This is a genomic window from Polynucleobacter rarus, from assembly GCF_003072505.1.
In the GTDB taxonomy this organism is placed as follows: Bacteria; Pseudomonadota; Gammaproteobacteria; order Burkholderiales; family Burkholderiaceae; genus Polynucleobacter; species Polynucleobacter rarus.
Genome location: NZ_NTGB01000001.1, coordinates 2717166 through 2741292, shown reverse-complemented (window position 1 = coordinate 2741292; position 24127 = coordinate 2717166). Strand labels below are relative to the sequence as shown.

Genomic DNA, 24127 nt, shown 5'->3' with positions numbered 1-24127 from the left:
GTTAATATGGCCATTAATACCCAAGTAGAAGCAGATCGTAACGCCCCTCCCATTACTCAAATTCTTGCAGAATTTGTTACTAATCATCCTTCAGCTGGTTGGAGTGATGAGGTCGATCATGAAGCGCACCGTACCTTCCTTAACTGGTTAGGTTGTGCAGTAGGCGCGGCAAACCACGAAAGCGTTCAAGCAGCTTTAGCTGCTATCCAAGAATTTGCTCCAGCTGAGCAAGCGACTATCCTAGGTCGCGCTGAGCGCGTTGATATGGCTGGTGCTGCCCTCATCAATGGCATTAGTTCACATACCTTTGATTTTGATGATACTCATCTAAAAACGATTATTCATCCAGCGGGTCCAGTTGCCTCTGCTGTCCTAGCATTAGCTGAGCATATTGGTGCTTCTGGTCGACAAATTTTAGATGCGTTAGTAATTGGTATTGACGTTGCTTGTCGTATTGGTAATTGTATTTATCCGAATCACTATGATCGTGGCTGGCATATCACTGGTTCAACGGGAACTGTTGGTGCTGCGGCAGCTTGTGCTCGTTTACTAGGATTAGATGTTGCTAAAACTCAAATGGCTTTGGGTATTGCGGCTTCACAACCCGTTGGCTTCAGAGAACAGTTTGGTACCATGACTAAACCGTTCCATCCTGGTGGCGCAGCCAGAGCTGGTCTTACTTCAGCCTTACTCGCGAAACATGGCTTTACTGCTAGCACGAAAGCACTCGAAGCACCGCGTGGCATGATTCAGTCTTTCTCCACAAAATATGATTGGTCAGAAATTACGACGGATTTAGGTAAACGCTTTGAAATTTCCTTTAACTCTTACAAGCCATTTGCTTGCGGTATCGTGATTCACCCAAGTATTGATGCTTGTGTACAGTTAAAAGCAAAAGGTGTTACCCCTGAGAACCTAGAGCGCATTGAATTAAAAGTTCACTCCTTAGTACTAGAACTCACAGGTAAGAAAACTCCTAAAGATGGTTTAGAAGGAAAGTTTAGCGTCTACCACGGTTGCGCTGCTGGCCTAGTGTTTGGTCGTGCTTCTGAAGATGAATATCATGATGAGATTGTTACCCGTCCAGATATGGTTGAATTACGCGCCAAGGTAATAGCTACAGTTGACGATTCAATCAGTGAGGCCTCTGCTGATGTGACTGCTGTCTTAAAAGATGGTCAAAAAATCCATATTTTTGTTAAGAATGCAATTGGTTCTTTAGAAAATCCAATGACCAATTCTGACCTCGAAAATAAATTCAAAGGTTTAACACACCCAATCATCGGTGAGCAACAAACACTGGATTTACTTGCAGTTTGTTGGGACTTAAAAAATCAAGCCAACTTAAACAAGTTGTTAGCGTTATCTAAATAAGTTTAGAAAAGATCCCAAGAGTCTATCTTGGGATCACTTGCTTTAAAAATTCTTAAATCTTAATACCGAGCACTTTTGCTGCGTTTGAAGAGAGAATATTAATTCGATCTTGGTTCGACAAATTAGGTGTTGCCATCACATGATCAACTGGTTTTTCTTCCCATGGAATCGGGTGATCAGTACCAATCATAATCTGACTTGCCCCTACCTGTGCTACTAAGTGCCTTAAAGCCTCTGGTGTGAAGACGAGAGAGTCAAAATAAATTTGACGTAAATACTCGGTTGGTTTTTTCTTTAAGTTAATACTTGGATCGCAATTTTGTGGTGAAATAAAACAACCATGATCTGACCTAGGTGCATAAGAACCTAAATAACCACCACCGTGCGCACCGATTACTTTAAGTTGTGGGTACTTATCAAATACGCCATCAAAAATTAAGCGCTGTAACGCAATCGTTGTGTCGAGAGGATTACCAATCACGTTCGATAACCAACCATTGCCTTTAAAACGAGAGGCTAATTGGGGAGTGCTTTGGGGATGAATAAATAAGGCAACATTGAGCTCTTGCGCCTTAGCGAGTACTGGATGATATTTAGGATTCGAAAAGTCATCACCAAGAACACTACCACCGATGGCAGCTCCGACGAGTCCATATTTTTTTACTGCCTCTTCGAGTTGCTCTACAGCCAATTCAGGGAACTGCATTGCAAGTGAAGCAAAGGCCCGGAAATGGTCAGGTTTTTGTGCAGATAACTCTGCTAAATTTTTATTATTGATCCGACAAATTTCTGCTGCGGTTTCTTTGTTTTGACGATACCAAAAGGGGTTCACGCTCAACACTTGCAAATCGATACCCTCTGACTGCATGTTTGCAATCCGTTCGTCAACTTGAATAAAGTGTTCTTTTTGACCCTTTGTTGGAGGCGGTACTGACTTTGCATCTTCTCCCATCAGATCGATAGAGTCTTGAAATAAACAGTGGGCGTGTACATCAATCGCCTTTATTTTCTTGCCATTAATGATGACTGGAGGTCTTCTTAATGGCTTATTGGTTTGGGCGTTTACGGCATGTAAAAGTCCACAGCCACAAAAAGTTAAACCACCTAATGCTTTTGCTGAAGTACTCAAAAATGCTCGTCTATTATTCACGCGTGTCTCCTTGTTTAATGATTCGAATCATTCATCTTATTTGCTGCTTAATTCTTTAAATTTGCCGCTTTACTAATTTTGCTAGCCACGTCCATCTCAGCTTTAATAAATGTATTAAAGGCTTCTGGGGACATTGGTAAAGGTTCTGCACCTAATTTTGTAAAACGGTCTTTTACTTCCTGGCTATTCAAAGCTTTAATGACCTCATCATTGAGTTTTTTAATAATCACAGGGGAAGTAGCTGACGGAGCAATCAGTCCAACCCAAAAAACATATTCAGAGTTTGGCACGCCTGCCTCAACTGTAGTTGGCACATTTGGTAAGGCACTAGTTCTCTTTGGAGTACTCACCGCTAACGCCTTTAATTTACCACTTTGAATTAATGGTAAAGCTGAAGATAAAGGCGCAAAAAACCAATCAGCACGTCCCCCAATTACGTCTGAAATAGCTTCTGGTGTTCCTTTATAAGGTACATGAGTCGCTTTAATACCAGCGTATAAATTAAATTTTTCAGCATTCATATGGGTGGCACTACCAACACCTGCAGAAGCAAAATTGAGATCTCCAGGTTTTTCCTTGGTCGCTGCAATTAAATCAGCAACATTCTTCCAAGGCTTATTCGGTGAGACAACGAGAACATTAGGCAGAGCTGCAAGCGGAATCACACCTGTTAAGTCTTTTAATGTGTCGTAACTCAGGCTTGGGTAAATAAAGGGATTTAAAGCATGTCCAGAAGAATGGACTAATAAGTTATATCCATCTGGTTCAGATTTAGCTACCTGTGAGGCAGCAATGGTTCCACCAGCGCCAGGTTTATTATCAATAATGAGGGGTTGACCAAGACTTGTGCCCATCACATCCCCAACCGCCCTAGCGATAATGTCAGTACCACTTCCAGCTGTAAAGGCTACAACAAAGTGAACTGGCTTAGTTGGATAATTTTGAGCCTGACTCATTGCGCTTAGAGCAATAAATGATAAGGCCATGCAGCCTTTCAAAAAAGAAAGTTTACTAATTTTCATACTGTTCTCCCTAACGTTTTTATAAGCCTAAGGCCTGTTTTATTTTGTTCGCTGACGCATTTAAATCTTGAACTTTACTAGGTACATTTTTTGCAAGTAAAGCACCATGACGTTTTTGCCAAGTTCCAGCAATCATGACATTCTCAATATTAGCCAAACTCGTTTGCATCACAACCGAACTAACCAAATCGTTAACAGGTTGCATATTAATATCAGTTGCTCGAATCATCACCAAGTCAGCTTGCTTTCCAACAGCTAAACTACCGATTCTATTTTCTTGACCTAGCATCTTGGCACCCTCAATAGTGACCCAAGATAGCGCCTCACGCGTTGTAATCGTTGAAGTTGGCGGAATACTGCCGTGTAATTCACGGTATTCAAAGTTATCTAAGCTGCGTTGTATTCCTAAAGCAACACGTGCTTGGATAAACATTTCACCACTACAAACACTCTCTAAATCAACGCCGAGAGATGGCGCTTTTCCAAGCGCCCTTAATCTTCCAGTTAATGGATGACCATGGCCTTGGGTCATTTCATTTTCAGCTGTTGCGGAGAAAGACATACCTAAGTCACAAAATCTTTTGAGTTGCTCATCCGACAGTGCGTGACCATGCACAATATTAATATGGGGTCCTAGTAGTCCCTTTGACTCCAGCACTTGCCAACCTTCTGGGGTTCTTGCTGGCCCACCACCTTGATGCATCGATGCCACAATCCCTAACTCTTTTGCCATTGCAAAATCATGTAGAGCAACATCTAAGGTGGAGTAATGAGGTCCTAAAACAGCACAACCAATCGTTAGTAAAGAATTACTTTCGTAATTCTTCATTAATCTTAATAGCTCATGTTTAGGATGTGGTATTTCCCAGAAAGGCGTTTCACCAGGCTTCGGTTCGGGTTTTGGTGTGCCATGAAAGAATGCGCTACGGATACCGGATTCTAATAATCCGGAAATTGCCGCGTCATTATGCTCAGGTGTTTTATTATTGTGGCACCAATCAACAAGCGTTGTCGTGCCGCAATTGATTTGATTTAAAGCACCCATATAGGTTGCAATATACAAATCCTCAGGTTCAAACACCTTAGCTAAGCCAGAATGCATCTTCTGGAAGTATTCTAAAAGTGTCCAGTTAGAAGCTAAGGCACGCAATGCTGTTTGCCATGTATGCATATGGGCATTGATAAACCCAGGTACTAAGATATAACCCTGAGCATCAATCTCTTCATCCGCCTGAGCATCAATGTGCAAGGAAATATCTTTGATCTTGTCATCTTCAATCAGGATATCTCCCTTGGAGATTTCTCCAAGGGCATCCATCGTGACGATTGCCGCTCCGCGAATTAAGATTGTTTTAGCCACTTATTTTGCCTCTAAACCATCGCTAATTACTTTATTCTCAGAAGTTAACTCTAAGCCAGCATCTCTCGCTGTTTCAACTAGTAAAACTGAGAAATCGATATCGCCATAACCTCTACCAACTGTTCTCGCAATGGACTCACGGGTTGCTGCAGCAGCTGGCATCGCAACGCCATGCGCCTTGGCTGCGGACATACCTAAATCCATATCCTTTAAGAGTAACTCTGGTGTAAATGTTACTTGATCAAAAGTCAAATTTGTCATGACCGGCGTTTTATAGCGGGTATACATTGAACCTAGAACAGAGTCATTAATGCTCTCTAAGAATAAATGTCTTGGAATACCCGCTTTTTCAGCTAAAACAGTGATCTCACATAAGTTTTGAATCACTACTCCGAACATCGTATTGTGGGCAATCTTCCAAACACGAGCGAGTTCACCTTCACCAATCCACATACATTTTCTGGCAATTGCTTGGAAGTAAGGCTCAACTTGGTCATAGAGCTCTTTAGGACCAGATGAAACCATTAATAATTTACCAGCCTTAGCAACTTTTGCGTTACCCGAGACTGGCGCACACAAATAAGCAATTCCTAGAGCCTCTAGTTCACGACGCACTTCTGCAGAGCCTTCTTGTGAAATAGAAGAACTATCCACCACGACCTTAGGTTTTTGCGCACCAGTTACTAAACCACCTTCACCAAATAAAACCTGCTTCAAATCCTTGGTGGTAGAAACCATGGTGATCACTGTTTCGCAGCCAGATAAATCGATAATGTTATCCACCACAGTACAGCCATATGCTGCAAGTGGATCAGCTTTACTTCTAGTGCGATTCCAAACATCTACCCCAAATCCTGCTTGAGTTAAACGTTTTACCATCGACTCACCCATACGTCCTAAGCCAATCCAACCAATCTTTTGCGCCATACTATTTCTCCGTTTGTTTGCTAATAAATAAATTTTTACTTAAGAGAGGTCTTTAATTCCGACCTGTCTTTCTAACACTCTAATAATTGCTGCATAATCCAATAAGCCATCACCCTGTGCAATAGCTTGGTTCATCCAGCCTAAGGTTGTCTTCGTTTGAGTAAGTGAGGCGCCTAGATCGTCACCCGCACTCGTAATCAGTTCCAAATCTTTAATCATTTGATGCACGGTGAAGGTTGGACTAAAATCCCGACTACCTAGCGGCATTCCTAACTGCGCAGATTTAGCTTTCAGAATTGGTGAGCCTACTGCTGAGGCACTTAAGACTTGCCACATATCTTGCCAATCCAAATTCCCTAAGCGGCCTAAAGTTAAACCCTCTGCCAACATCGCACTGGTTTGGGCAATTAACAAATTCACCACCAACTTCATGAGGCGCGCTTGCTCTTGATCGCCTAAATAAAACTGACTTGCTCCCCAGCTAGAAAGAAGTGGCTGTGCTTCATCGTAAATTTCTTTGGGCCCTGAAGCGAGTATCGTCAAATTTGCTGCAGCTGCCATGTGGTTATTACCGGATACAGCAACTCGTAAATACTCAATCCCAGCCTGTTTCAATAATTCAGCGGCACTTGCTGAAGCACCAATCGAAATCGTACTGGTATCAACATATCTGGTGTTCTTTGAGGCTTTTTTTGCAACGAGATTCGCAACCTCTAAAAATGCTTTGTCATTTGGTAAAGAGGAAAAAACATAGTCTGCCCACTGAAAATCTTCTATGGAATCCAGAGATTGGTCCCCAATCTCTAGTCCTGAAGCTTTCGCTTCTACCAATCGGCTTGAATCGGGATCTTGCACACGAACTTCATGACCTTGTTTTAAAAGGTGACCTGACATGGGTAAACCCATCTTTCCTACGCCAATAAAGAGAATTTTCATTATTAATATGTCTCAAGCAATAAATGCTTTTCTAGTTATTTAATTAATTCTGTATTAGGTAACATTCTAAGATAACTGCATGGAAAAAACTAATTTTTTAGTTTCCTTAAGGAATTGCCGGCATCTTTACTTAACATACTCAAATTCCATAAGCTACATATAGGTAACAGAGTGATGAGAACAAAAGCTAGTCGGAAGTCTTGAATAAGGGGCGTTTGCGCATTACCTTGGTTGATAAGGCTTGCTAGGGTCAGAATTAATGAACCAACAGCAATACCTAAAGCCATGCTAATTTGCATCGCGGTACTAGCAAGGGCAGAGGCTGAGCTCATTTGTGGCTTTGGAACATCTGCTAGGGATAGGGTATTAATCGAGGTAAATTGCAATGACCTAAATAAGCCATTCATGAATAAAATCAATGCCATCATCCAAAATGGCATTTCTTTGGTGATTAACGCACAGGCTAAAAAGGAGAGGATGACTAAATAGCCATTAATAGTCATTAACTTTTTAAAGCCAAAACGATTGAGCATGGGCGTTGTAAATGCCTTCATGACTAAATTACCAATGAAAACACTCAATACTAAAAGTCCGGCAATAAAGGGGTCGATCCCTAAACCCACTTGTAAATACAAAGGGATTAAAAATGGAATCGCCGAGAGTGCTGTTCGAATCCATAAACCCACCCACATCGTAATACTAAAGGTAGGAATACTGAACAAACTTAAATCAATCATTGGGTTTAGAGCACGCTTGAGATGACGAATGGAAAGCACGCCCGCAATGACCCCCAAAATAACAAAACTAACACAAGCAATTTGAGTTTCTTGAATCTTTCTACTCAATTCAATTGCATAAATCAGGCTGGATAATGAGGTTCCTGTGTAAAGAAAACCCAAATAATCAAGCGGCTTCTGATTTTGTTCTTTAAATGGCTCAATTAGTACCCAGCTCAAATAAATTCCAACAATACCAATCGGTACATTAATGAAAAATATCCAATGCCAAGTGGCATAACTCGTTAAAAAGCCGCCAATTGCAGGCCCAACCACCGGCCCAATCAGACCAGGCCAAGTAATTAAACCAACGGCTCTAATAATGTCCTCGGTTTTGGTGTTTCTCAGAACGATGATTCTACCTACTGGCACCATGAGCGCCCCGCCAACTCCCTGTAAAACTCTAGATAGGGTAAAGAACCAAAGACTTTCGCTCAAGCCACACAAAATAGAGGAGCCAGTAAAAATAATAATGGCAATGGTAAAGATATTTCGGGTACCAAACCGATCGGCTAACCAAGCACTAATCGGAATCAGAGTAGCTAAAGTTAGGAGATACGCGGTAATACCGATACCAACATCCACGGGAGCAACCCCAAAGTCCTCTGCCATTTTAGGTAGAGCAGTTGCAATCACCGTACTATCCAGGGTTTCCATAAAGAAAGTTGTGGCGACGAGATACAAAACGAGATTATATTTACGGGAGCTCATTATTTTTACACGTCTGTCTTTTGAATTTGTTTCCATTGTGCATCCCACTCCTCGTGATGAGCGAGCTCAACTGCTTTGGCATAACGGTACAGGGTGACCTCAAAATAGGAGAAAGCAATAAAAAATCCTGCCCAGCCATCCAAGAAGCCTTTTTTAAAGAAATAATGTCGAATAAACGCCCAGCTAGCATGTCCAAGCGCTTTTGCATAGGTTGAACCTTTCTGACGACTTTTCGACGCACCTAAGGTAGAGTATCGATTCATTTTTGCAATAGACTCACTTAAGTCATTGAACGGCAATTGCCAAATCGCATGATTTAAATAAATCACCTTTGCGCCTTTAGAAATTTCATATCCCTCGTGGACAGGACTATTGTCATAAGTTAGGCATGATTTTTTAAATAGCTGGGGTTGTCGATAGTTAGGATACCATCCCGAATGTTCTATTTTTTTACCTAAGAAAAAGTTTCGCCGAGGAACATAACAAACATCACTAAGATTTTGGTTAATAATTTGTTGAATTTCTTGAGCCGCCATTGGCGTGCATCGCTCATCGCTATCTAAACTAAAGACCCACTCATGTGAACAAGCACTGACTGCATCGCGTCTTAATTGACCAAACCCCTTGAATTCAACTTGGACAACTTTGGCGCCAAGTTCTTCTGCAATGGTAGCGGTTCGGTCCTTACTATGCGAATCAATGACAATAATTTCATCAGCCCAAGCAACACTATGAATTGCATCTGCAATTTTTCTTTCTTCATTAAAAGCGATGATATAAACAGATACTTTAGGCATATGGGTCAATGATCAATTCGTGACAGTAGAATATAAAACTCTCAGTTAGATTTAACAATCAGCATTTTTTTACCAATCATTACGGTTAACACCACGAGTGTAGCAAAAACTAGATTGAGAACTGTAAGTTCATCGCCTAGTAAGAAACTGGCGGCAATCATAGTAATAAAGGGTTGTATTAACTGTACTTGACTGACTCTCGCTATACCTCCGACCTTCAACCCCTCATACCAGAAGAAAAAACCAATATACATGGAGAAGAATGCTAAATAAAGAAAAGCGATTGAAGACTTTAAAGATAGTTGTAGAAAATCGACATCCAAGGTTAAATAGGACAGGATGCAATTAATCGGAAGTGAGAGAACAAGCACCCAAGATATCACCACTTTAGGGTTCATCACTCTAGATAAATCAGCACCTTCAGAATAGCCGATACTGGCAAAAAGACAGGCTCCAAATAACAACCAATCATCGTGGGCTACTTTTCCCCCTCCGGTAATAAATGAGAAAATAACTACTAATGTTGATCCAATCACAGCGCTAATCCAAAATCCAATTGACGGCTTCTCATGATGGCGGATTGCTCCTAAAATGGCAGTAGCCAAGGGTAATAATCCAAGAATAATGGACCCATGCGCTGAGGACCCGTTCTGCATCGCTAGGTTTACCAATAACGGAAAGCCAAAAACCACTCCTGTAGCCACCACAAGCAGTTGGGGAATATACTTCGTTTCTACCCACCCAGCTTTTGACACAATCAGATAAGCAACTGCTGCTAACCCAGCAATAAGAGCACGACCATATGCCACAAAGTAGGGATTTAAATCCAGCATCGCAACCTTCGTAGCCGGCAATGTGAGGCTAAAAATAAAAATACCAATAAAGCCAATGAACATCCCTTTGGTTTCAGATTTCAATTGAAGCTTTCAAAAAATGGGTTGCACACATATGATGGATCTTCAATTTCCGATTCGTGACATTATTAAAAGACAATCGTTGAATGATATAGGAAAACTCCCTCAAATCTTCATCTCATCTTCTTCACTAGACACGAAGAAGACTTCAATTTTAGCGATTGATGACAATAAACTTAAAAAAACTAAGGTTAATTTTCATCAAATAAACTCGTTTTTATGCCATATTGATGCTTTATAAACACTGACTGGATTTTTAGATGGAATTTCTTTTTGACACACAAACCATCATCGCGTTTTTCACCTTAGCAATTCTTGAAATTGTTCTTGGTATCGATAATATTATTTTTATCAGTATCATTGCTAACCGTTTACCCCTAGAAATCCGCAATCAAGTCCGCCGCTTTGGCTTGCTTTTTGCACTGATTACACGAGTTTTACTTTTACTCAGTTTATCTTGGGTAATGGGCTTAACCTCCCCACTTTTTAATGTTTTCAACCAGGATATTAGTGGGCGTGACTTAATATTACTATTGGGAGGTCTATTTTTATTGTGGAAATCTTCCAAAGAAATCTATCTTGAAGTAGAGGCCGTAGAGCATGAGAAAGTGAGTGAGGAAGCTTCTAGCAGTAATTCTGGCGAGCTTAAAAAATCAACCAAAAAACTTTTTTGGGGATCAGTCATTCAAATTGGTATTTTAGACATTGTCTTTTCTCTAGATAGCGTCATTACAGCAGTTGGTCTGGTGGATGAAATTTTAATTATGGTTGCTGCTGTTATCGCATCGATGTTTATTATGCTGTTTGCTGCAAAACCAATTGGTGATTTTGTGAATAATCATCCTTCAATTAAGGTCCTAGCACTTTCTTTTTTATCAATCGTCGGTATTGTTTTAATTGCCGAAGGACTGAACTTCCACATACCTAAGGGGTACATTTACTTCGGTATGGCTTTCTCATTTGGTGTAGAAATTCTCAACATCCGCTCAAGAACCAAGAAAACCACCATCTAAAAAAGTTACAATGAACTACATTTTTAATTAACGATTTCTTGGGATTATTTCATGGGACTTTTACATCGCTATCATCATTTAGTTTGGGTTACCTCTATCCTAGCAATGTTACTTGGTATCATTAGCACATCCCAAGCTCAAGAGTTTCCGCCTAAAAAAACAATCACAATGTACGTAGGTTTTGCGGCAGGTGGTGGCACGGATACTGCAGCTAGAATCATTGCTAAAAAGCTAGGTGAAAATATTGGCCAATCCGTCATTGTTGAAAATAGAGCCGGGGCGGGCGGTAATATTGTTCATGGTACGGTTGCAACCGGCCCAACGGATGGCTCTGTGATTCTTTTAGGATCTATTGGACCTTTATCCATTGCGCCACTATTAATGAAGTTATCCTATGACCCCGTTAAAGACTTAGCACCACTCACGATGGGTGTCGCTTTTCCGAATGTACTCGTTGTCCCCTCAGAATCAAACATCAAATCGTTAAAAGACTTCATTGATCTTGCTAAAAAAGATCCTGGCAAACTGACTTTTGCATCCACAGGGAATGGTTCAGCTTCGCATTTACAGGGTGAACTTTTAAACTCTTTAGCAAAAATTGAAACAACCCATGTCCCCTATAAAGGTGGCAATCCAGCCATGATTGATGTTTTAGGTGGAAGGGTGAATTGTTATTACTCAACGATCTCATCAGCGATGCCCCATATTAAGAGTGGCAAACTACGTCCTATCGCCATTACAGGCGCTAAAAGAATTGAAGCCTTACCTAACGTTCCAACCATTGCTGAGTCAGGTTTCCCAAGTTTTGACTCTAGTAATTGGTATGCATTTGTGGCCTCTTCTAAAAATTCTGATGCAATGCTAGATCAATGGAATAAAGAATTAGTTAAAGTGCTAAGTGATAAAGAGATTATTGCTGCCCTGAAGGAGCACGGCCTCTATGCATCGCCAGGTACTCGAGATGATTTAAGAAAATATATTGCTAAGGATTCACAAATCTGGGCGAAGATTATTCAAGAACGTCACATAACAAACGAATAATCGTTTTTCATTTTCCCTGTTGAACTAACTCAAGTAGTGCTAGTAGAGTTAGTTCAGCAATTTGATTTTAAGACTTCTAAGTCAAGATAATTCGATGGCTATAGTTGAGTGATTTAATCCATTATTTTTTTCATATTTGACACAATATTTTTATAGTGCTTAAATGGGTTTAACCTGGAGGTGTTTATGAAAATATTAGTACCCGTTGATGGTTCTCAAAATTCTTTCAAAGCCCTTAAGTACGCTGTTAATTTAGCAAAAGGATTAACCGCTAAATCTTCGATTGTTGTTATCACTGTTCACGACGATTCAAGTTTTAACTACATCAATCAATTTGTTACCTATGAAGATATTAAGAATTTCTTAATTGAAACTAGTCAAAAGGAATTGAAGCCCGCCCAAAAATTATTAGCGAAGTCCGATGTTCCTCATAGCTTTATTATTGAAATCGGCAATGTATCTGATACGATTTTATCGGTTGCTGATAAAGAAAAGGTTGGCATGATTGTGATTGGCTCAAAAGGAAGATCTGAAGTTTCGGACATCCTTCTAGGTTCAGTTGCCCACCGAATTACTCACAAAGCAAAACAGCCCGTACTGGTCGTTAAATAATTGAATTGAATCCCTTAGGGGATTCAACTTCAGTGACGACATCAGGTTTAAAAGGGAAAACTGTAACTAAAAATATACCTAAGGCAACAGTGGCGCATCCCGCTGAATATAGGAATGCATATTGCGTTCCATAGCTTTCATAGAGCCATCCAAAAATGATGGCTGAAGGCAAAATTATTACACCAGCAATTAAGTTAAACCACCCATTCTGATTGGTCGAATACTCTATCTAGATAATCAGCCCATTTAAAGCTAAAACAACATAAATTGCCCATCCTAAATTATCCGCAATCAATCCGATCATTGCAAAAAACGTGCACTTCATTCCTAGCACTCTTTTTGAAAACTTAGGCGGTGGCTGATTAATTCCTATGGCATGGATGACTCTCCCTATGATTAATAAAACTCCGAGCGGCACAAATAACCACCAAGGCGCAAGATTGACTTCTAAACAGGCCATTAATAACAGGTTAATTGGCACATATTCAGCGAAGTTTCCTTGTGCCCGAATCGCTCTTTCCAAATCAGCATTAGCTCCAGAACCTAATGCAATTTTATTCTTACGCCGCAAAGCAATTACGGCTAAAGATAGTCTTAAAAATAGAATCGCTAAAATTGATGCAAAAATAGAAGTAATAATCAGCATAAAAAGTATGTTCGATAGTTAATAGGGATAACTGAGCTAAAAATTTTCTTATCCTTCATGTTATCTTAGCTGAAGAATCATTTAAATACCTGAAAAGATGAAGAATCCACTGAGCCCCAAAAAACTGTTATTAACTAAATGGACAGCAGCTCTACCCGTGGCAAAAAATAAACACTTTATTGTGACAAAGGTGATTCAACCTGAGGAAGAAAATGCTCCCATTGATTTAATTGAAATTGAAGCGGTTTTCTCTAAGAAAACGCTACAGCTTTCTTGGCGAGAACTTCAGGACCCTGCAAAGTGGCTACAGGGTTGGAAATGAGCTTTTTTCTGGAATGCTAAAGCAAACTCAAAAGTAGGAAATCAATGCCAACTTTTGAGCAGTACTCATTTTTTATTAGTTATACGAGTATCGTAGATTCGCCACAAAGGTTCTTTGTGGGAAGGGGTGGTACATAAAATAGTCCCGATTGGTTAAGTTATCAATACCAAAACTTGCTCGCCAATTTTTATCGATTTGATATCTTGCTTTAACATCCATCACAAAATAACCAGAGAAGCCTAAGTAGGTGTTTGCATTGACATCGTTGTTATCAATGGATGAGGCAAATTGTCGTTGATATCGACCGCCTAAAGTAAATGCCCATTTCTCATCTGGACGGTAAGTTGCAACTCCTGTAATTCTTAATGGCGATACTCCAGGCGTTGGGTTGCCGACGATACTTTGTTTAGATGATCCTAAACCGTTACTATCCACAATTGTGGAATCAACTGCAGTAACACTTCCGCCAAAATCGACCCCCTTGAAATAAAGGTCTCTCAATTGGCCGGATAGTTCAATACCGTAACTTCTTACCCTGTTTACATTTTGCCAATAGGAATAGAAGTATGTTGGATTGTTAATGTCTGGATAGCCGTATTGTGAAATCAAGGCATCATCAACCTGTTCCGTAAATAACGCTGTCTTCACATAGCCATTTAATAATTTCTTCTCAACACTCCACTCAGCAGACCAAACGTTTTCTGGACGGATGTTAGCGGGGTCTGGAGCATAGTACTTTGTTGCTTGGCCAGAAGCGGTCGCTGTAGTCGTTGAACTAACCACGTTATATAGTTCACCAGCAGTTGGAAAGCGCATTGCATTGGCAATCGATACGGTACTGATCCAATCATTTGGTGCGTCATAACTTAAAGATAACTTTGGTGAAAAATGTTGATATTGAACGCTAGCTTGATTGACGCCTTGCGCAATTGAACCAGGTGCAGACGAATTCAAAAGATAACCGTCAAAGGTTTGCCAAGCTTCATAACGAAGACCCGTAGTAAGCCTTAAAGCCTCATTAATATAAAAAGTATCTTGAGCCCATAATGCTGACGTTTGGGTAACGCCTTTCCCCACCGCTGATATATTCCCAGTTTGGGCATTCATCCAATCCGCCACAGAATATTGAGAATTGTTTAAGCGGTTGTAATCATAATGCGCCCCAAAACTAATGGTGTGTTTACCAAAATCACTATCAATCTTGTAATTTCCGCGCCAATCGGCATTAGTCCATCCTGTGCCGTTATAGTCTGATAATGTGCCATTTTTACCATTCACATTATTTACAATGCTGCCATCTTGATTTAAATACCCAGCCGTTCTTTGCAGATTTTTATCATAGTAAACATTTGAAACGATAGCTTCCCATTCAAAGTTGGTAAAGTTTTTTCCACTGAGTGCAATACTATTCATATAGTGTTGTTGACTTAGGTTGTAAACTCCAGACGCAAAGGTAGTACACGGTGCATTCGTAGTGCAATAACTTCCGTTCGGACTTCCTGGTAAATAACTTTGAACTTTACTATCTGTATTGCCTGACCAGATTCCTGTATGAACACTAACGGATAAACCTGGGTTAATGTCATATTTCAATTTGAAATTAGCATCATCTGAAACACCGTGTAGCAAGTTGGAGGCTCCTAAATAATAGCCACCGTTTGTGCCATCTTTTTTGACGTATGGATAGGGTGTTTCTGGAGAGGTCCCCGTTACAAATGCTCTAGGTTGGGTATTTGCATCTGCATGGTTCACGGATAAGCGCCATGAGGTGCTTCCAAGGTGATCACCAATTAAGGTAGATATTTGTCCAGATAAATAATTATCATTAGTACCGAATTTACTAAAAGTTTGCAGACTTCCAGTGGTGTTTACGATAGCCATAAATTGATCTGGCGTTTTCGTAGTGATGTCGACCACAGCGCCCATCGAATTACCTGAATACGCTGCCGAGTAAGGGCCGTACATCACTTCAATCTGCCGAATTTCTTCTGGAGAAACCATAAACCATCTTGGCGTACCATAGTTATTATCGTTATAGAGTTGATTACTAATTGGCATGCCATCCACATTCACAATACTTTTTGCGCTATAACTGACTCCCCAAATTCGGGTAGCTAGGGTCGCACCACCATAGTCTGCAGAGTCTCGTTTACGAACCATCAGACTCGGGGCGTACTTGAGTGCATCGGGCGTGTCAACAACATTGACCGTATCGTTAATGGTCTCGTCCTCAAGCGTAATACTCGATGCACTAAACGCGGGAAGAATTTTTTTATCAATGGCACCAGAAATTGAAATTGCATCCAATTCAGTAAGATGATCCGCTTTGACATGAGTGGTCGTAGCCATGATGACGGAAAGTATCGTCATATTTATATATTTTGTTTTCATGGCCGGATTAATGCTGATGTTGAGAATGATCTTCAGGGTCAGCAATGACTTTTAATAAGGCGGCTGGATTCTTATAATCTTTCAATGTTTTACCTTCGGCAGGAACTTCATTCCACTCTAATTTGCCAGATGCACAAATTTGAGTTACCTGCCAATAGAGGGGTCCTGCCTCCATCGGTGCTTGTCCAACAATCACAAACTCATCATAGAACTCGGATGGTAGGTTGCCATTTTTCCATTCTATTTTGGTGACATCCTCAATCATTTTTTTGCCATGACTGGTGTAGGGTTTTTGCAGCTTCTCTTTTAAAACAGAGATATCCCACGCGGCTTTCACCATTGGTTTTGCGCCTTTAAAACCCTCAGGAACATTAATAATGACTTGTTGCGTTGGCGACCCATCACAGCCGTGACTGATCTTAAATACAGCTTTGTAATAAGCGCCTGCGTAAACTGTGGGGGTTTCAAGGACAACATGGGCCTGGGCTACAGAAATAAACAGACCAATTGTTACTAATACATACTTGGGCATACCCAAGATAGAGAGTAGGGATTTCATAATAACCTTCTTAATTAAATAACGTGAAGCGTCAAACAAGTGTTGACTGCCAGAATTGAGTTATTTAATGAAGCGGTGGCGCCTGCGCGGGTAGCTTTACCCAAGCGAACTGTCGGGATGCTGACTGATAAAAAAGTGGAGGATAAAAAGTATTTGTAAGGGGTAAAGCAAAGGTTAATAAACTATTCGTCGATGGCACAAAGTAAGTGTGTGCTAAACAGTAAGGACAAGACGATTGCATATTGTTTGTTGGCGAAGAATCATCTTGGTTTAGATGAACCGCTTGCATCCCAGAAGAGGTACAAATTTCCATCGTCTGAAGGTTGCTTGTTTTATCTAGAGCAATCGCCTGCGAAATCAAAGGTGCGAAAGAGCCTAGCGCTATTGAAAGAATAGCGAACCAAGGAATAACAAGGCGTTTAAAACTTTTTGATAAAGACATATTCCCCAAATTTTACTATTTTTTTGATTTTTATGCAGTATGTTTCAACATATCAAAAACCAATCACAATTAATGCAAAGTATTTTTCCTTAAGGTTTGATTCATCATTTTTCAAAAGAACTTCTAATAATTAGTATCGTTCTGAATTAAAAAATGAAAGAAGCTTGCCAACTAGGAGTGATTTTGAAAAGACAATAAAATTTATAAATATCTTCAATCAGTTTGTACTGAGGCTTAGCCAAAACCATTTTTCAAATCCAAAAATTTTCTGTGGTTTTTTTTCATCAATCATCTGATTAAATTCTCAGAGTAATTTCATTTACTCAGCCGTAGTTCGTATTTGTCACAGTGAAATACAAGTTCCTGTGGTACATTCAAGACATGAAGAATGTTCTATCAGTTTCGGGTATCAATAAAACTTATCAGTCTGGATTTGTAGCCTTACATGACATTACTTTGGATATTCATTCGGGTGAGATTTTTGCACTTTTAGGCCCAAATGGTGCTGGTAAAACTACGCTTATCAATATTATTTGTGGGATTGTTAAGGCAAGTAAAGGTGTTGTTACTGTTTTGGGAAGTGACAATGTAAGCGATTATCGTTTAGCTAGATCTGAGATTGGTCTTGTCCCTCAAGAGCTTTTTACTGATAGTTTTGAAACCGTCTGGAATACCGTTTCTTTCAGTAGAGGATTATTTGGCAAACCAAGAAATCCTCTTTATATTGAAAATATTCTCAAACAATTGTCACTCTGGGATAAACGTAATAATAAAATCATGACCCTATCTGGTGGTATGAAACGGCGTGTCATGATTGCCAAAGCACTCTCCCATGAACCTAAGATTCTTTTTTTAGATGAACCTACAGCTGGCGTTGATGTGAGTCTTCGCCGCGATATGTGGGAATTAGTCCGTGGTTTACAAAAAACTGGGGTTACCATCATTTTAACGACCCACTATATTGAGGAAGCTGAGGAGATGGCCGACCGGATTGGGGTTATTCGTAGTGGCAAATTAATCCTTGTTGAACCCAAAGTTGATCTAATGCACCAATTAGGAAAAAAGGAATTAACTCTTCAGCTCCACGAACCACTTTCTAAATTACCCCAAGCACTTTCGATGGATGGAGTCAGTCTGTCCCTAGACGGGTTGACAATTAGATATAGCTACGATAGTCACGGAAAACATATTGGCATTGCTAAGATTTTAGAAATTGTCGCTGCAGAAAATATTAACTTCAAAGACCTTCATACAAGTCAGAGTTCCTTAGAAGACATTTTCGTAAGTCTTGTCAATGAAAAGGAGTTAAGCGTCTGATGATTAACTTACATGCAATTCTGGCAATTTACCGCTTTGAAATGGCACGAACCAAGCGTACTTTAATGCAAAGTGTTCTTTCACCTGTCATTTCTACTTCACTCTACTTTATTGTTTTTGGCTCTGCAATTGGCTCAAAAATGCCACAAATTGACGGTGTTACCTATGGTGCATTTATAGTCCCTGGCTTAATCATGTTGGCTTTGTTAACGCAAAGTATTTCAAATGCCTCATTTGGAATCTTTTTCCCTAAATTTACGGGTACCATTTATGAGTTACTTTCAGCCCCGATTTCTCCCTTCGAAATCATTTTGGGGTACGTTGGTTCTGCTGCAACGAAATCCATTATTTTGGGTTTAATTATTTTGCTCACAGCCGGTTTTTTTGTACCACTACAAATTCATCACCCTATATGGATGCTATTCTTTCTGGTATTAACCGCGATTACTTTTAGCCTCGTAGGTTTTATTATTGGTATCTGGGCTGATGGCTTTGAAAAGCTGCAAGTGGTGCCTCTATTGATCATTACTCCGCTCACTTTCTTGGGGGGAAGCTTTTACTCTATATCAGTACTACCCGATTTTTGGCAAAAGGTTGCCCTATTCAATCCTATTGTTTATTTAATCAGTGGTTTTCGCTGGAGTTTTTATGATGTGGGTGACGTCAGCATGAAACTAAGTGTGGGTATGGCAATCTTCTTTTTGCTGTGTTCATTGGCAATCATTTTAAGAATATTTAAAACTGGCTACCATCTTCGCAATTGAACTGTAGTTAATTAGCAATTCAATTGCGTTTTGTGACTCGGAGCTAATTAATTACTCTTCGCTTTCAAGGCTTCTTCTAATTGGTTAATTTTTGCTAGCATGCCTGCGATTTTGGCATTGAGTGCACCAACATTCAGAAAAGTTTCTTCTGCCGCAGGAGCATTCAAATTATTGCCCCATCCCAGCCAAGATGAGTCATAAACTCTGACATTCTTAAACCCTAAATCTTTGAGAACAGTGGTTGTTTCTGAGGCACGAACACCACTTTGACAATAAACGACGGTTTCTTTATTTGGGTCTAACTTCGAGTAAAGCTTTTTCAAATCAAGCTTACTTTTAAGAGCCATCCCACTGTTATCTGAAACGAGCTTTTTACTCAGCTTAATAGCAGCAGCTGGGTCTTGCCAATTTTCCTCAAAAGGTATGTTAATCGCATTAGGGATGTGACCTCCACGGATAGCACGAACATCTTTACCTGAATACTCATCTGGTGTACGTGCATCCACAATTTGTAAATTGCTATCGTTATACAGTTTGAGCATTTCTTCATTCGTCACCATCAACTGTGGTTGCTCATTCAACGCAACGGAAACTGGAGGTAAGCTTGTCCGCTCTTTTATTAGCGGTAATCCAGCAGCTTTCCAACCATCAATACCGTCGTGATAAGCTTTTGCTTGCTGACCACCAAAATAATTTACTGCATACAAACCAAAATAAGCATTTGGGCTTCCACGTAATCCATAAACCATTATTTCCAGACGAACATCTAGCCCAGCAGCATCAAATATTTTTTTAATTTGTTCGGTCGCAATAAAGTCTTCTTTATTCGGGTCTTTTAAAACAGCACCGACATCACCAAAGTTGATGGCTCCTGGTAAATGTCCCTCTAAATAACTTTTTTCATCACGTACATCCCAAATGATGGCACCACGCTCCATCGCTTTTTGCATTTGCTTTGTATCGATGATGGTGTCATTACTCTGTGCCGAAGCACTGGATATAATCAAAGTGCTCAGAACACTAAGAGCAATTATTTTTAAAAGATTGGCCTTCATTTTTGATCCATAAAGTTGTGTTGAAATCAAGAATCGCAATCAGTTATCTTGAAGTGAAATTTAATTTTAACCATTTTGTAAAAGAATAAGTTCTCTTCAAGGATTAACTTCAAAAGAGTCATTAATACGGTGGACTTTTGATCACACTATGGGAGATATGCTGCCCATTTTTATTCACTTTTACTAAAACCATATCACCCACATTAACTACTTTTCCCGTAAATGCTTGGATATTCACATGGTGCGTTACAAGAATCAGAGGTGTCTTCGGATTCTTTACTAAGGTATTCTGAATGAATATCTCTAATTCTCGTGTCTGTTTCTTTTCTAAACTCATCTCATCGAAAAAAGAACCTAAAGAGGGTTCAATCATTAGAGGCCCTTTGTTCATGAGCGTTGCGGTATCTAAACATCTGCACCAAGGACTACTAAATAATTTAGGAGCCTTAATTCCTTGCGAGTCTAACCACTCACCAATAATACGAGCTTGTCTTTTCCCATCAGCGCCTAAGTTCCGCTGAGTAGAGCATTGGCTAAGAGTATAACCAGCTGGATCACCAAAGCCAGGGGCATCAGCATGTCTCATTAATAAGACGTGCTGACCATCTTGTAAAAGATCTAATAATGCTGCTTTCACAGGTAAAACTGTAGAGAGGAGTGCGATTAGAAAAACTTTGAAGATTACTTTATTTTTGAAATAATTCATTTCGATTTTATGGGTGGTTATGTTCATTATTGAGTTCAACTGTATCCTTTATTGAACTCACCTGCAATCTTCTAAAAATCAAAGCCTAATTGATTCTTATTAACTGTCTTCGCACTCTTTTTAGAGTTTTTTTCTGGATTTTTACGTGATGCATGTTTGATTACTATTGCTGATTTTCCTGCTTTTACTAATGGCTTTTGTCGTCTTGCATGCAAGCGTTGCTTGGACTCGATGAGTGCCAACTTCAAGTCCACCTTTGGAGCGGGTATATCTACTCCCAGTTTCACCCCTGAGTTTATTTGCACTTGTTCAGTCATCAGCCATGGTTCTAGTAACCAGGAATCTGGTACTTTACGCATTGGTGGTAGCCACTTTCTCACAAAATAGCCCTTAGGGTCGTGATCTTGAGCTTGTTTAATGGGGTTATATACTCTCGTCGTATTAATGCCGGTGGTACCTGATTGCATTTGTAATTGGCTCCAGTGAATACCTGGTTCATAGTCTAGGAACTGGGTCGCCAACCACTCACCTAAAGGGCGCCAATGTAACCAAAGTGGATAAGCCGCCACCGAAACGAGCATGGCTCGCATCCGAAAATTTATCCAGCCAGTTTCTTTAAGCATCGTTACACAGGCATCAACCATTGGCCAACCTGTATTGGCATTTTTTAAATCTTCGAATAACTGATCATTAAAGTCGTTTTCTCGAAGACCATCGTAACCTCGGTGCATATTTTGCCACTCAATTTCTGGTTCACTTTCTAATTTTTGTATGAAATGACAATGCCAATGTAAGCGACTAATATAGGCCGTTAATCCTGCTCGGTGTCGAACGGCTTGGGGAGGGATTTTGGTTAGGGCTAGGCGAGTTTGTTGTACAACCTCTCGCATGCTAATGCAACCCCAAGCAAGATACGGGGAAATTCGGGAACAAGCATCGGGCGCTAACAATGGTGAGGAAATACCTCCACGGTAACCAATGCTGCGGGCATTTAAAAAACTATTTAAGGTGGCAATGGCTAAGACTCTGCCGCCCCGCTGTCGCAGTGGTGGATTATGCTGAAGATGTTCTGGTGCTGGCATCACTAATTGAGCTCTCAAACCTTTTTGCCAGAAGTCAATCTTCGAGATTGTCTGAATGGGTGCACTCATGAACTTTTCCCAGGCGAGGTCCCATTGGTTTCTATTTTTTAAACCTCGAATTACCCCAAACTGCTGATATTCCTGCCAGACAACTTGATGCTGTTTGCACCAAATAGCTACTTTTTGATCCCTTGTATAGGTAAATCCGTTCCCGGTTTCTTGATGCGAATGAAGCTTAGCAAACGCAGCTTCCTGCATGATTTTTGATAATACTTCAATGACTTCACCGTAATGAATTTCGATACAACCGCCATATCGACCAAGGTCAGTATTTAAATCTTCTAAAGACTCTTTGATAAATTCAAAATGTTGGAGAGCAACATCGGGTTGTAGCCATAATTCTGGTTCGACAATATAAATACATCTTACCGAGCCTTGCCTCGCAGCCTCTGATAAAGCCATATGGTCTTGGCTTCTTAAATCTCTTTTAAACCAAACAAGCTGATAACTCATAACTTTTCTAAATTTTAAGAGAATTAAGTATTTCAGATCTCAAAAAGAAATGAAGGAACTGTATTTATAACATTTCTTAGGAAAGCTTGTTTGGTCTCACTACATTTCTAATGTTGGCAAAATTAAATGTAACTTCGTTTAGGCATGATTCTGTGCGTTAGAATAAATACAAATTAATACACCAATATGGAGACAAGCAATGGAAATGAATCGACGGGATGTTTTGGGTGCTGGGCTATTGTTAGGCGCTGGTTATTTTGCAAGTCAACCCGCACTTGCTCAGTCCACACCGTCGACCACAGAGTCTACTGAATCATATGGTGCAGGCAATACCGGTCTTGGTATTACTCAAGCTCTCTCAAAGCATATTGCAAATTTAAATTATGATGATTTACCCGCACAATCTTCGCATGAAGCAAAAAGAGCAATTTTGGATTGGATGGGGTGTGCGATTGCAGGCAGCCAACATCCAACCCCACAAATTTTAATTAAATCTTTAAAAGAAATTGGCTCTTTACCTACCGCTACTGTTTTAGGACAAAAAGGTCTTAAATTAAGTATGTTAGATGCTCCTCTTGCCAATGGGCAAATGGGGCACGTATTAGATTTTGATGACACTCATTTAGGTGGAGTGATTCTGCATACAAGTACCGCAACCATGCCAGCTCTCTTAGCCATTGGTGAGGCTGAAAAGTCTCCTGGCAAGGATATCATCACTGCCGTCGTTGCAGCATTTGAGGCTGGTATAAGAGTAGGGCAGGGTATGCCAGGTCACCACCGAGGAGGCTGGCATTTAACTGGGACTTTAGGCACGATAGCAGCAACAGCAGCAAGTGCACGACTGCGAAATTTAAATGCCGCCCAAACTGTCAATGCATTAGGAATTGGCTGTACTCAAGCAGCTGGGATGCAACAAAACCGAGGTAGTGATTGCAAATCTTTTCATGCTGGTAAATCAGCTTACCACGGAGTTTTAGCCTCTCTACTAGCGAAAAATGGCTTTACGAGTTCCCCTGAAATCTTAGAAGGTAATCTTGGTTTTACAAAAATCTATAGTAAAACGCAGGACCTCCCAATGATTACCTCTAATTTCGGCAATCCCCTCATGATTAATGGTAACGGTTATAAACCTTATGCCTGTGGGGTAGTTTTACACCCTTTAATTGATGCTGCGATTAAAGCGTCGAAAGACTCTAAGATTTCGCCGGAAGAAATTGAATCTTTAGAAATAATAGTTCATCCCGATGTGATTCGTATTACTGGTGTGGACGCACCTGGATCTGGGCTCATGTCAAAATTTAGTGCGAATCATGCAGCGGCGGTTTCTTACATTGATCAGGCTGGTGGAATTTCACAATTCACTAATGAAAAAGCGCAACAACCTAAAGTACAGGCCCTTCGTAAACTCGTTAAAGTGACTGCCTCATCCAGTTACCGTCTAGATCAAGCGTCCGCGATTGTTCGAACAAAAAATGGCAAAGTCTTTGAAGCAGGTATTGAGCATGCAACAGGAACTGTGGCTAATCCAATATCAGATCAAAATTTAGAAGCCAAATTCCTCGGTAACACTGTCTCATTAATGGGCAAAGAAAAAGCCAATAATGCGATTAAATCGATTTGGAGTTTAGACAAGATGGCGAATATTCAGACCTTGATTCGTTTGTTTGCCTAAAAGATTAATGTTGTTCTTACATTAC

23 protein-coding genes are annotated in these 24127 nt (G+C 40.2%); 8 read left to right on the top strand and 15 right to left on the bottom strand.

The features are described 5' to 3' along the window. The first annotated feature begins 6 nt into the window (after window positions 1–6). Complete coding sequence (locus AOC35_RS13355; protein ID WP_108647795.1) at window positions 7–1374, top strand: MmgE/PrpD family protein; 1368 nt, start codon at window positions 7–9, stop codon at window positions 1372–1374. Window positions 1375–1426: 52 nt separating this feature from the next. Here the strand turns inward: AOC35_RS13355 and AOC35_RS13350 are convergent, their stop codons facing one another. From AOC35_RS13350 to AOC35_RS13315, 8 genes are all read right to left on the bottom strand, one after another. Then, window positions 1427–2524, bottom strand: coding sequence for an amidohydrolase family protein (locus tag AOC35_RS13350; protein ID WP_108647793.1), 1098 nt, complete (start codon window positions 2522–2524; stop codon window positions 1427–1429). Between the two features lie 47 nt (window positions 2525–2571). Continuing rightward, a complete protein-coding gene (locus AOC35_RS13345; RefSeq protein WP_108647791.1) occupies window positions 2572–3546 on the bottom strand; it encodes a Bug family tripartite tricarboxylate transporter substrate binding protein in 975 nt (324 codons plus the stop codon). Window positions 3547–3565: 19 nt separating this feature from the next. Continuing rightward, a complete protein-coding gene (locus tag AOC35_RS13340) occupies window positions 3566–4906 on the bottom strand; it encodes an amidohydrolase family protein (RefSeq protein ID WP_108647789.1) in 1341 nt (446 codons plus the stop codon). Next, window positions 4907–5833, bottom strand: coding sequence for an NAD(P)-dependent oxidoreductase (locus AOC35_RS13335; RefSeq protein ID WP_108647787.1), 927 nt, complete (start codon window positions 5831–5833; stop codon window positions 4907–4909). Between the two features lie 39 nt (window positions 5834–5872). After that, window positions 5873–6769 (bottom strand): NAD(P)-dependent oxidoreductase, encoded by an 897-nt coding sequence (locus tag AOC35_RS13330; RefSeq protein WP_108647785.1) that lies wholly within the window; start codon window positions 6767–6769, stop codon window positions 5873–5875. 89 nt (window positions 6770–6858) lie between these two features. Continuing rightward, entirely contained in the window at window positions 6859–8292 is a 1434-nt protein-coding gene (locus AOC35_RS13325) for a DHA2 family efflux MFS transporter permease subunit (RefSeq protein WP_108647783.1), read from the bottom strand. Further along, window positions 8262–9053 carry a glycosyltransferase family 2 protein gene (locus tag AOC35_RS13320; RefSeq protein ID WP_108647781.1) on the bottom strand — a complete coding sequence of 264 codons (792 nt, stop codon included), beginning with the start codon at window positions 9051–9053 and terminating at the stop codon, window positions 8262–8264. Before AOC35_RS13320 ends, AOC35_RS13325 begins: the two co-directional genes overlap by 31 nt. Before the next feature lie 41 nt (window positions 9054–9094). Next, window positions 9095–9970, bottom strand: a complete 876-nt coding sequence (locus tag AOC35_RS13315; protein WP_108647779.1) for a DMT family transporter — start codon at window positions 9968–9970, stop codon at window positions 9095–9097. Between the two features lie 257 nt (window positions 9971–10227). Between AOC35_RS13315 and AOC35_RS13305 the strand changes: the two genes are divergently transcribed. The 3 genes from AOC35_RS13305 (at window position 10228) to AOC35_RS13295 (ending at window position 12633) form a co-directional block, all read left to right on the top strand. Continuing rightward, window positions 10228–10980, top strand: coding sequence for a TerC family protein (locus tag AOC35_RS13305; RefSeq protein WP_108647775.1), 753 nt, complete (start codon window positions 10228–10230; stop codon window positions 10978–10980). A 51-nt stretch (window positions 10981–11031) separates the two neighbouring features. Next, window positions 11032–12021, top strand: a complete 990-nt coding sequence (locus AOC35_RS13300) for a Bug family tripartite tricarboxylate transporter substrate binding protein (protein ID WP_425440629.1) — start codon at window positions 11032–11034, stop codon at window positions 12019–12021. A 186-nt stretch (window positions 12022–12207) separates the two neighbouring features. Beyond that, window positions 12208–12633, top strand: a complete 426-nt coding sequence (locus AOC35_RS13295) for a universal stress protein (protein ID WP_108647773.1) — start codon at window positions 12208–12210, stop codon at window positions 12631–12633. Window positions 12634–12862: 229 nt separating this feature from the next. Here the strand turns inward: AOC35_RS13295 and AOC35_RS13285 are convergent, their stop codons facing one another. Then, the gene (locus AOC35_RS13285) at window positions 12863–13279 is read right to left on the bottom strand and encodes an MAPEG family protein (RefSeq protein ID WP_108647769.1); all 417 of its coding nucleotides are present in this window, start codon (window positions 13277–13279) and stop codon (window positions 12863–12865) included. Window positions 13280–13376: 97 nt separating this feature from the next. Between AOC35_RS13285 and AOC35_RS13280 the strand changes: the two genes are divergently transcribed. Beyond that, window positions 13377–13601 carry a TIGR02450 family Trp-rich protein gene (locus AOC35_RS13280; protein WP_108647767.1) on the top strand — a complete coding sequence of 75 codons (225 nt, stop codon included), beginning with the start codon at window positions 13377–13379 and terminating at the stop codon, window positions 13599–13601. Window positions 13602–13676: 75 nt separating this feature from the next. On the opposite strand, the gene AOC35_RS13275 is transcribed toward AOC35_RS13280, so the two are convergent. From AOC35_RS13275 to AOC35_RS13265, 3 genes are all read right to left on the bottom strand, one after another. Next, entirely contained in the window at window positions 13677–15971 is a 2295-nt protein-coding gene (locus AOC35_RS13275; protein ID WP_159077596.1) for a TonB-dependent receptor, read from the bottom strand. A gap of 28 nt (window positions 15972–15999) precedes the next feature. Continuing rightward, window positions 16000–16551: a YcnI family copper-binding membrane protein gene (locus AOC35_RS13270; protein ID WP_245898520.1), complete on the bottom strand. Its 552-nt coding sequence runs from the start codon at window positions 16549–16551 to the stop codon at window positions 16000–16002. 64 nt (window positions 16552–16615) lie between these two features. Then, the gene (locus AOC35_RS13265) at window positions 16616–16993 is read right to left on the bottom strand and encodes a DUF2946 domain-containing protein (RefSeq protein ID WP_108647762.1); all 378 of its coding nucleotides are present in this window, start codon (window positions 16991–16993) and stop codon (window positions 16616–16618) included. Between the two features lie 381 nt (window positions 16994–17374). Between AOC35_RS13265 and AOC35_RS13260 the strand changes: the two genes are divergently transcribed. Both AOC35_RS13260 and AOC35_RS13255 read left to right on the top strand, forming a co-directional pair. Next, window positions 17375–18310 carry an ABC transporter ATP-binding protein gene (locus AOC35_RS13260; RefSeq protein WP_108647760.1) on the top strand — a complete coding sequence of 312 codons (936 nt, stop codon included), beginning with the start codon at window positions 17375–17377 and terminating at the stop codon, window positions 18308–18310. A 2-nt stretch (window positions 18311–18312) separates the two neighbouring features. After that, window positions 18313–19074 carry an ABC transporter permease gene (locus tag AOC35_RS13255; RefSeq protein WP_108648843.1) on the top strand — a complete coding sequence of 254 codons (762 nt, stop codon included), beginning with the start codon at window positions 18313–18315 and terminating at the stop codon, window positions 19072–19074. Window positions 19075–19121: 47 nt separating this feature from the next. Here AOC35_RS13255 and AOC35_RS13250 read toward each other — a convergent pair whose 3' ends face one another. From AOC35_RS13250 to AOC35_RS13240, 3 genes are all read right to left on the bottom strand, one after another. Continuing rightward, window positions 19122–20129, bottom strand: a complete 1008-nt coding sequence (locus tag AOC35_RS13250; protein WP_108647758.1) for a sulfurtransferase — start codon at window positions 20127–20129, stop codon at window positions 19122–19124. A gap of 121 nt (window positions 20130–20250) precedes the next feature. Continuing rightward, a complete protein-coding gene (locus AOC35_RS13245) occupies window positions 20251–20862 on the bottom strand; it encodes a histidine phosphatase family protein (protein ID WP_245898519.1) in 612 nt (203 codons plus the stop codon). Between the two features lie 44 nt (window positions 20863–20906). Next, window positions 20907–22430, bottom strand: a complete 1524-nt coding sequence (locus AOC35_RS13240; protein ID WP_108647755.1) for a cryptochrome/deoxyribodipyrimidine photo-lyase family protein — start codon at window positions 22428–22430, stop codon at window positions 20907–20909. A gap of 199 nt (window positions 22431–22629) precedes the next feature. Between AOC35_RS13240 and AOC35_RS13235 the strand changes: the two genes are divergently transcribed. After that, complete coding sequence (locus AOC35_RS13235; RefSeq protein WP_108647753.1) at window positions 22630–24102, top strand: MmgE/PrpD family protein; 1473 nt, start codon at window positions 22630–22632, stop codon at window positions 24100–24102. Window positions 24103–24127: the final 25 nt, after the last annotated feature.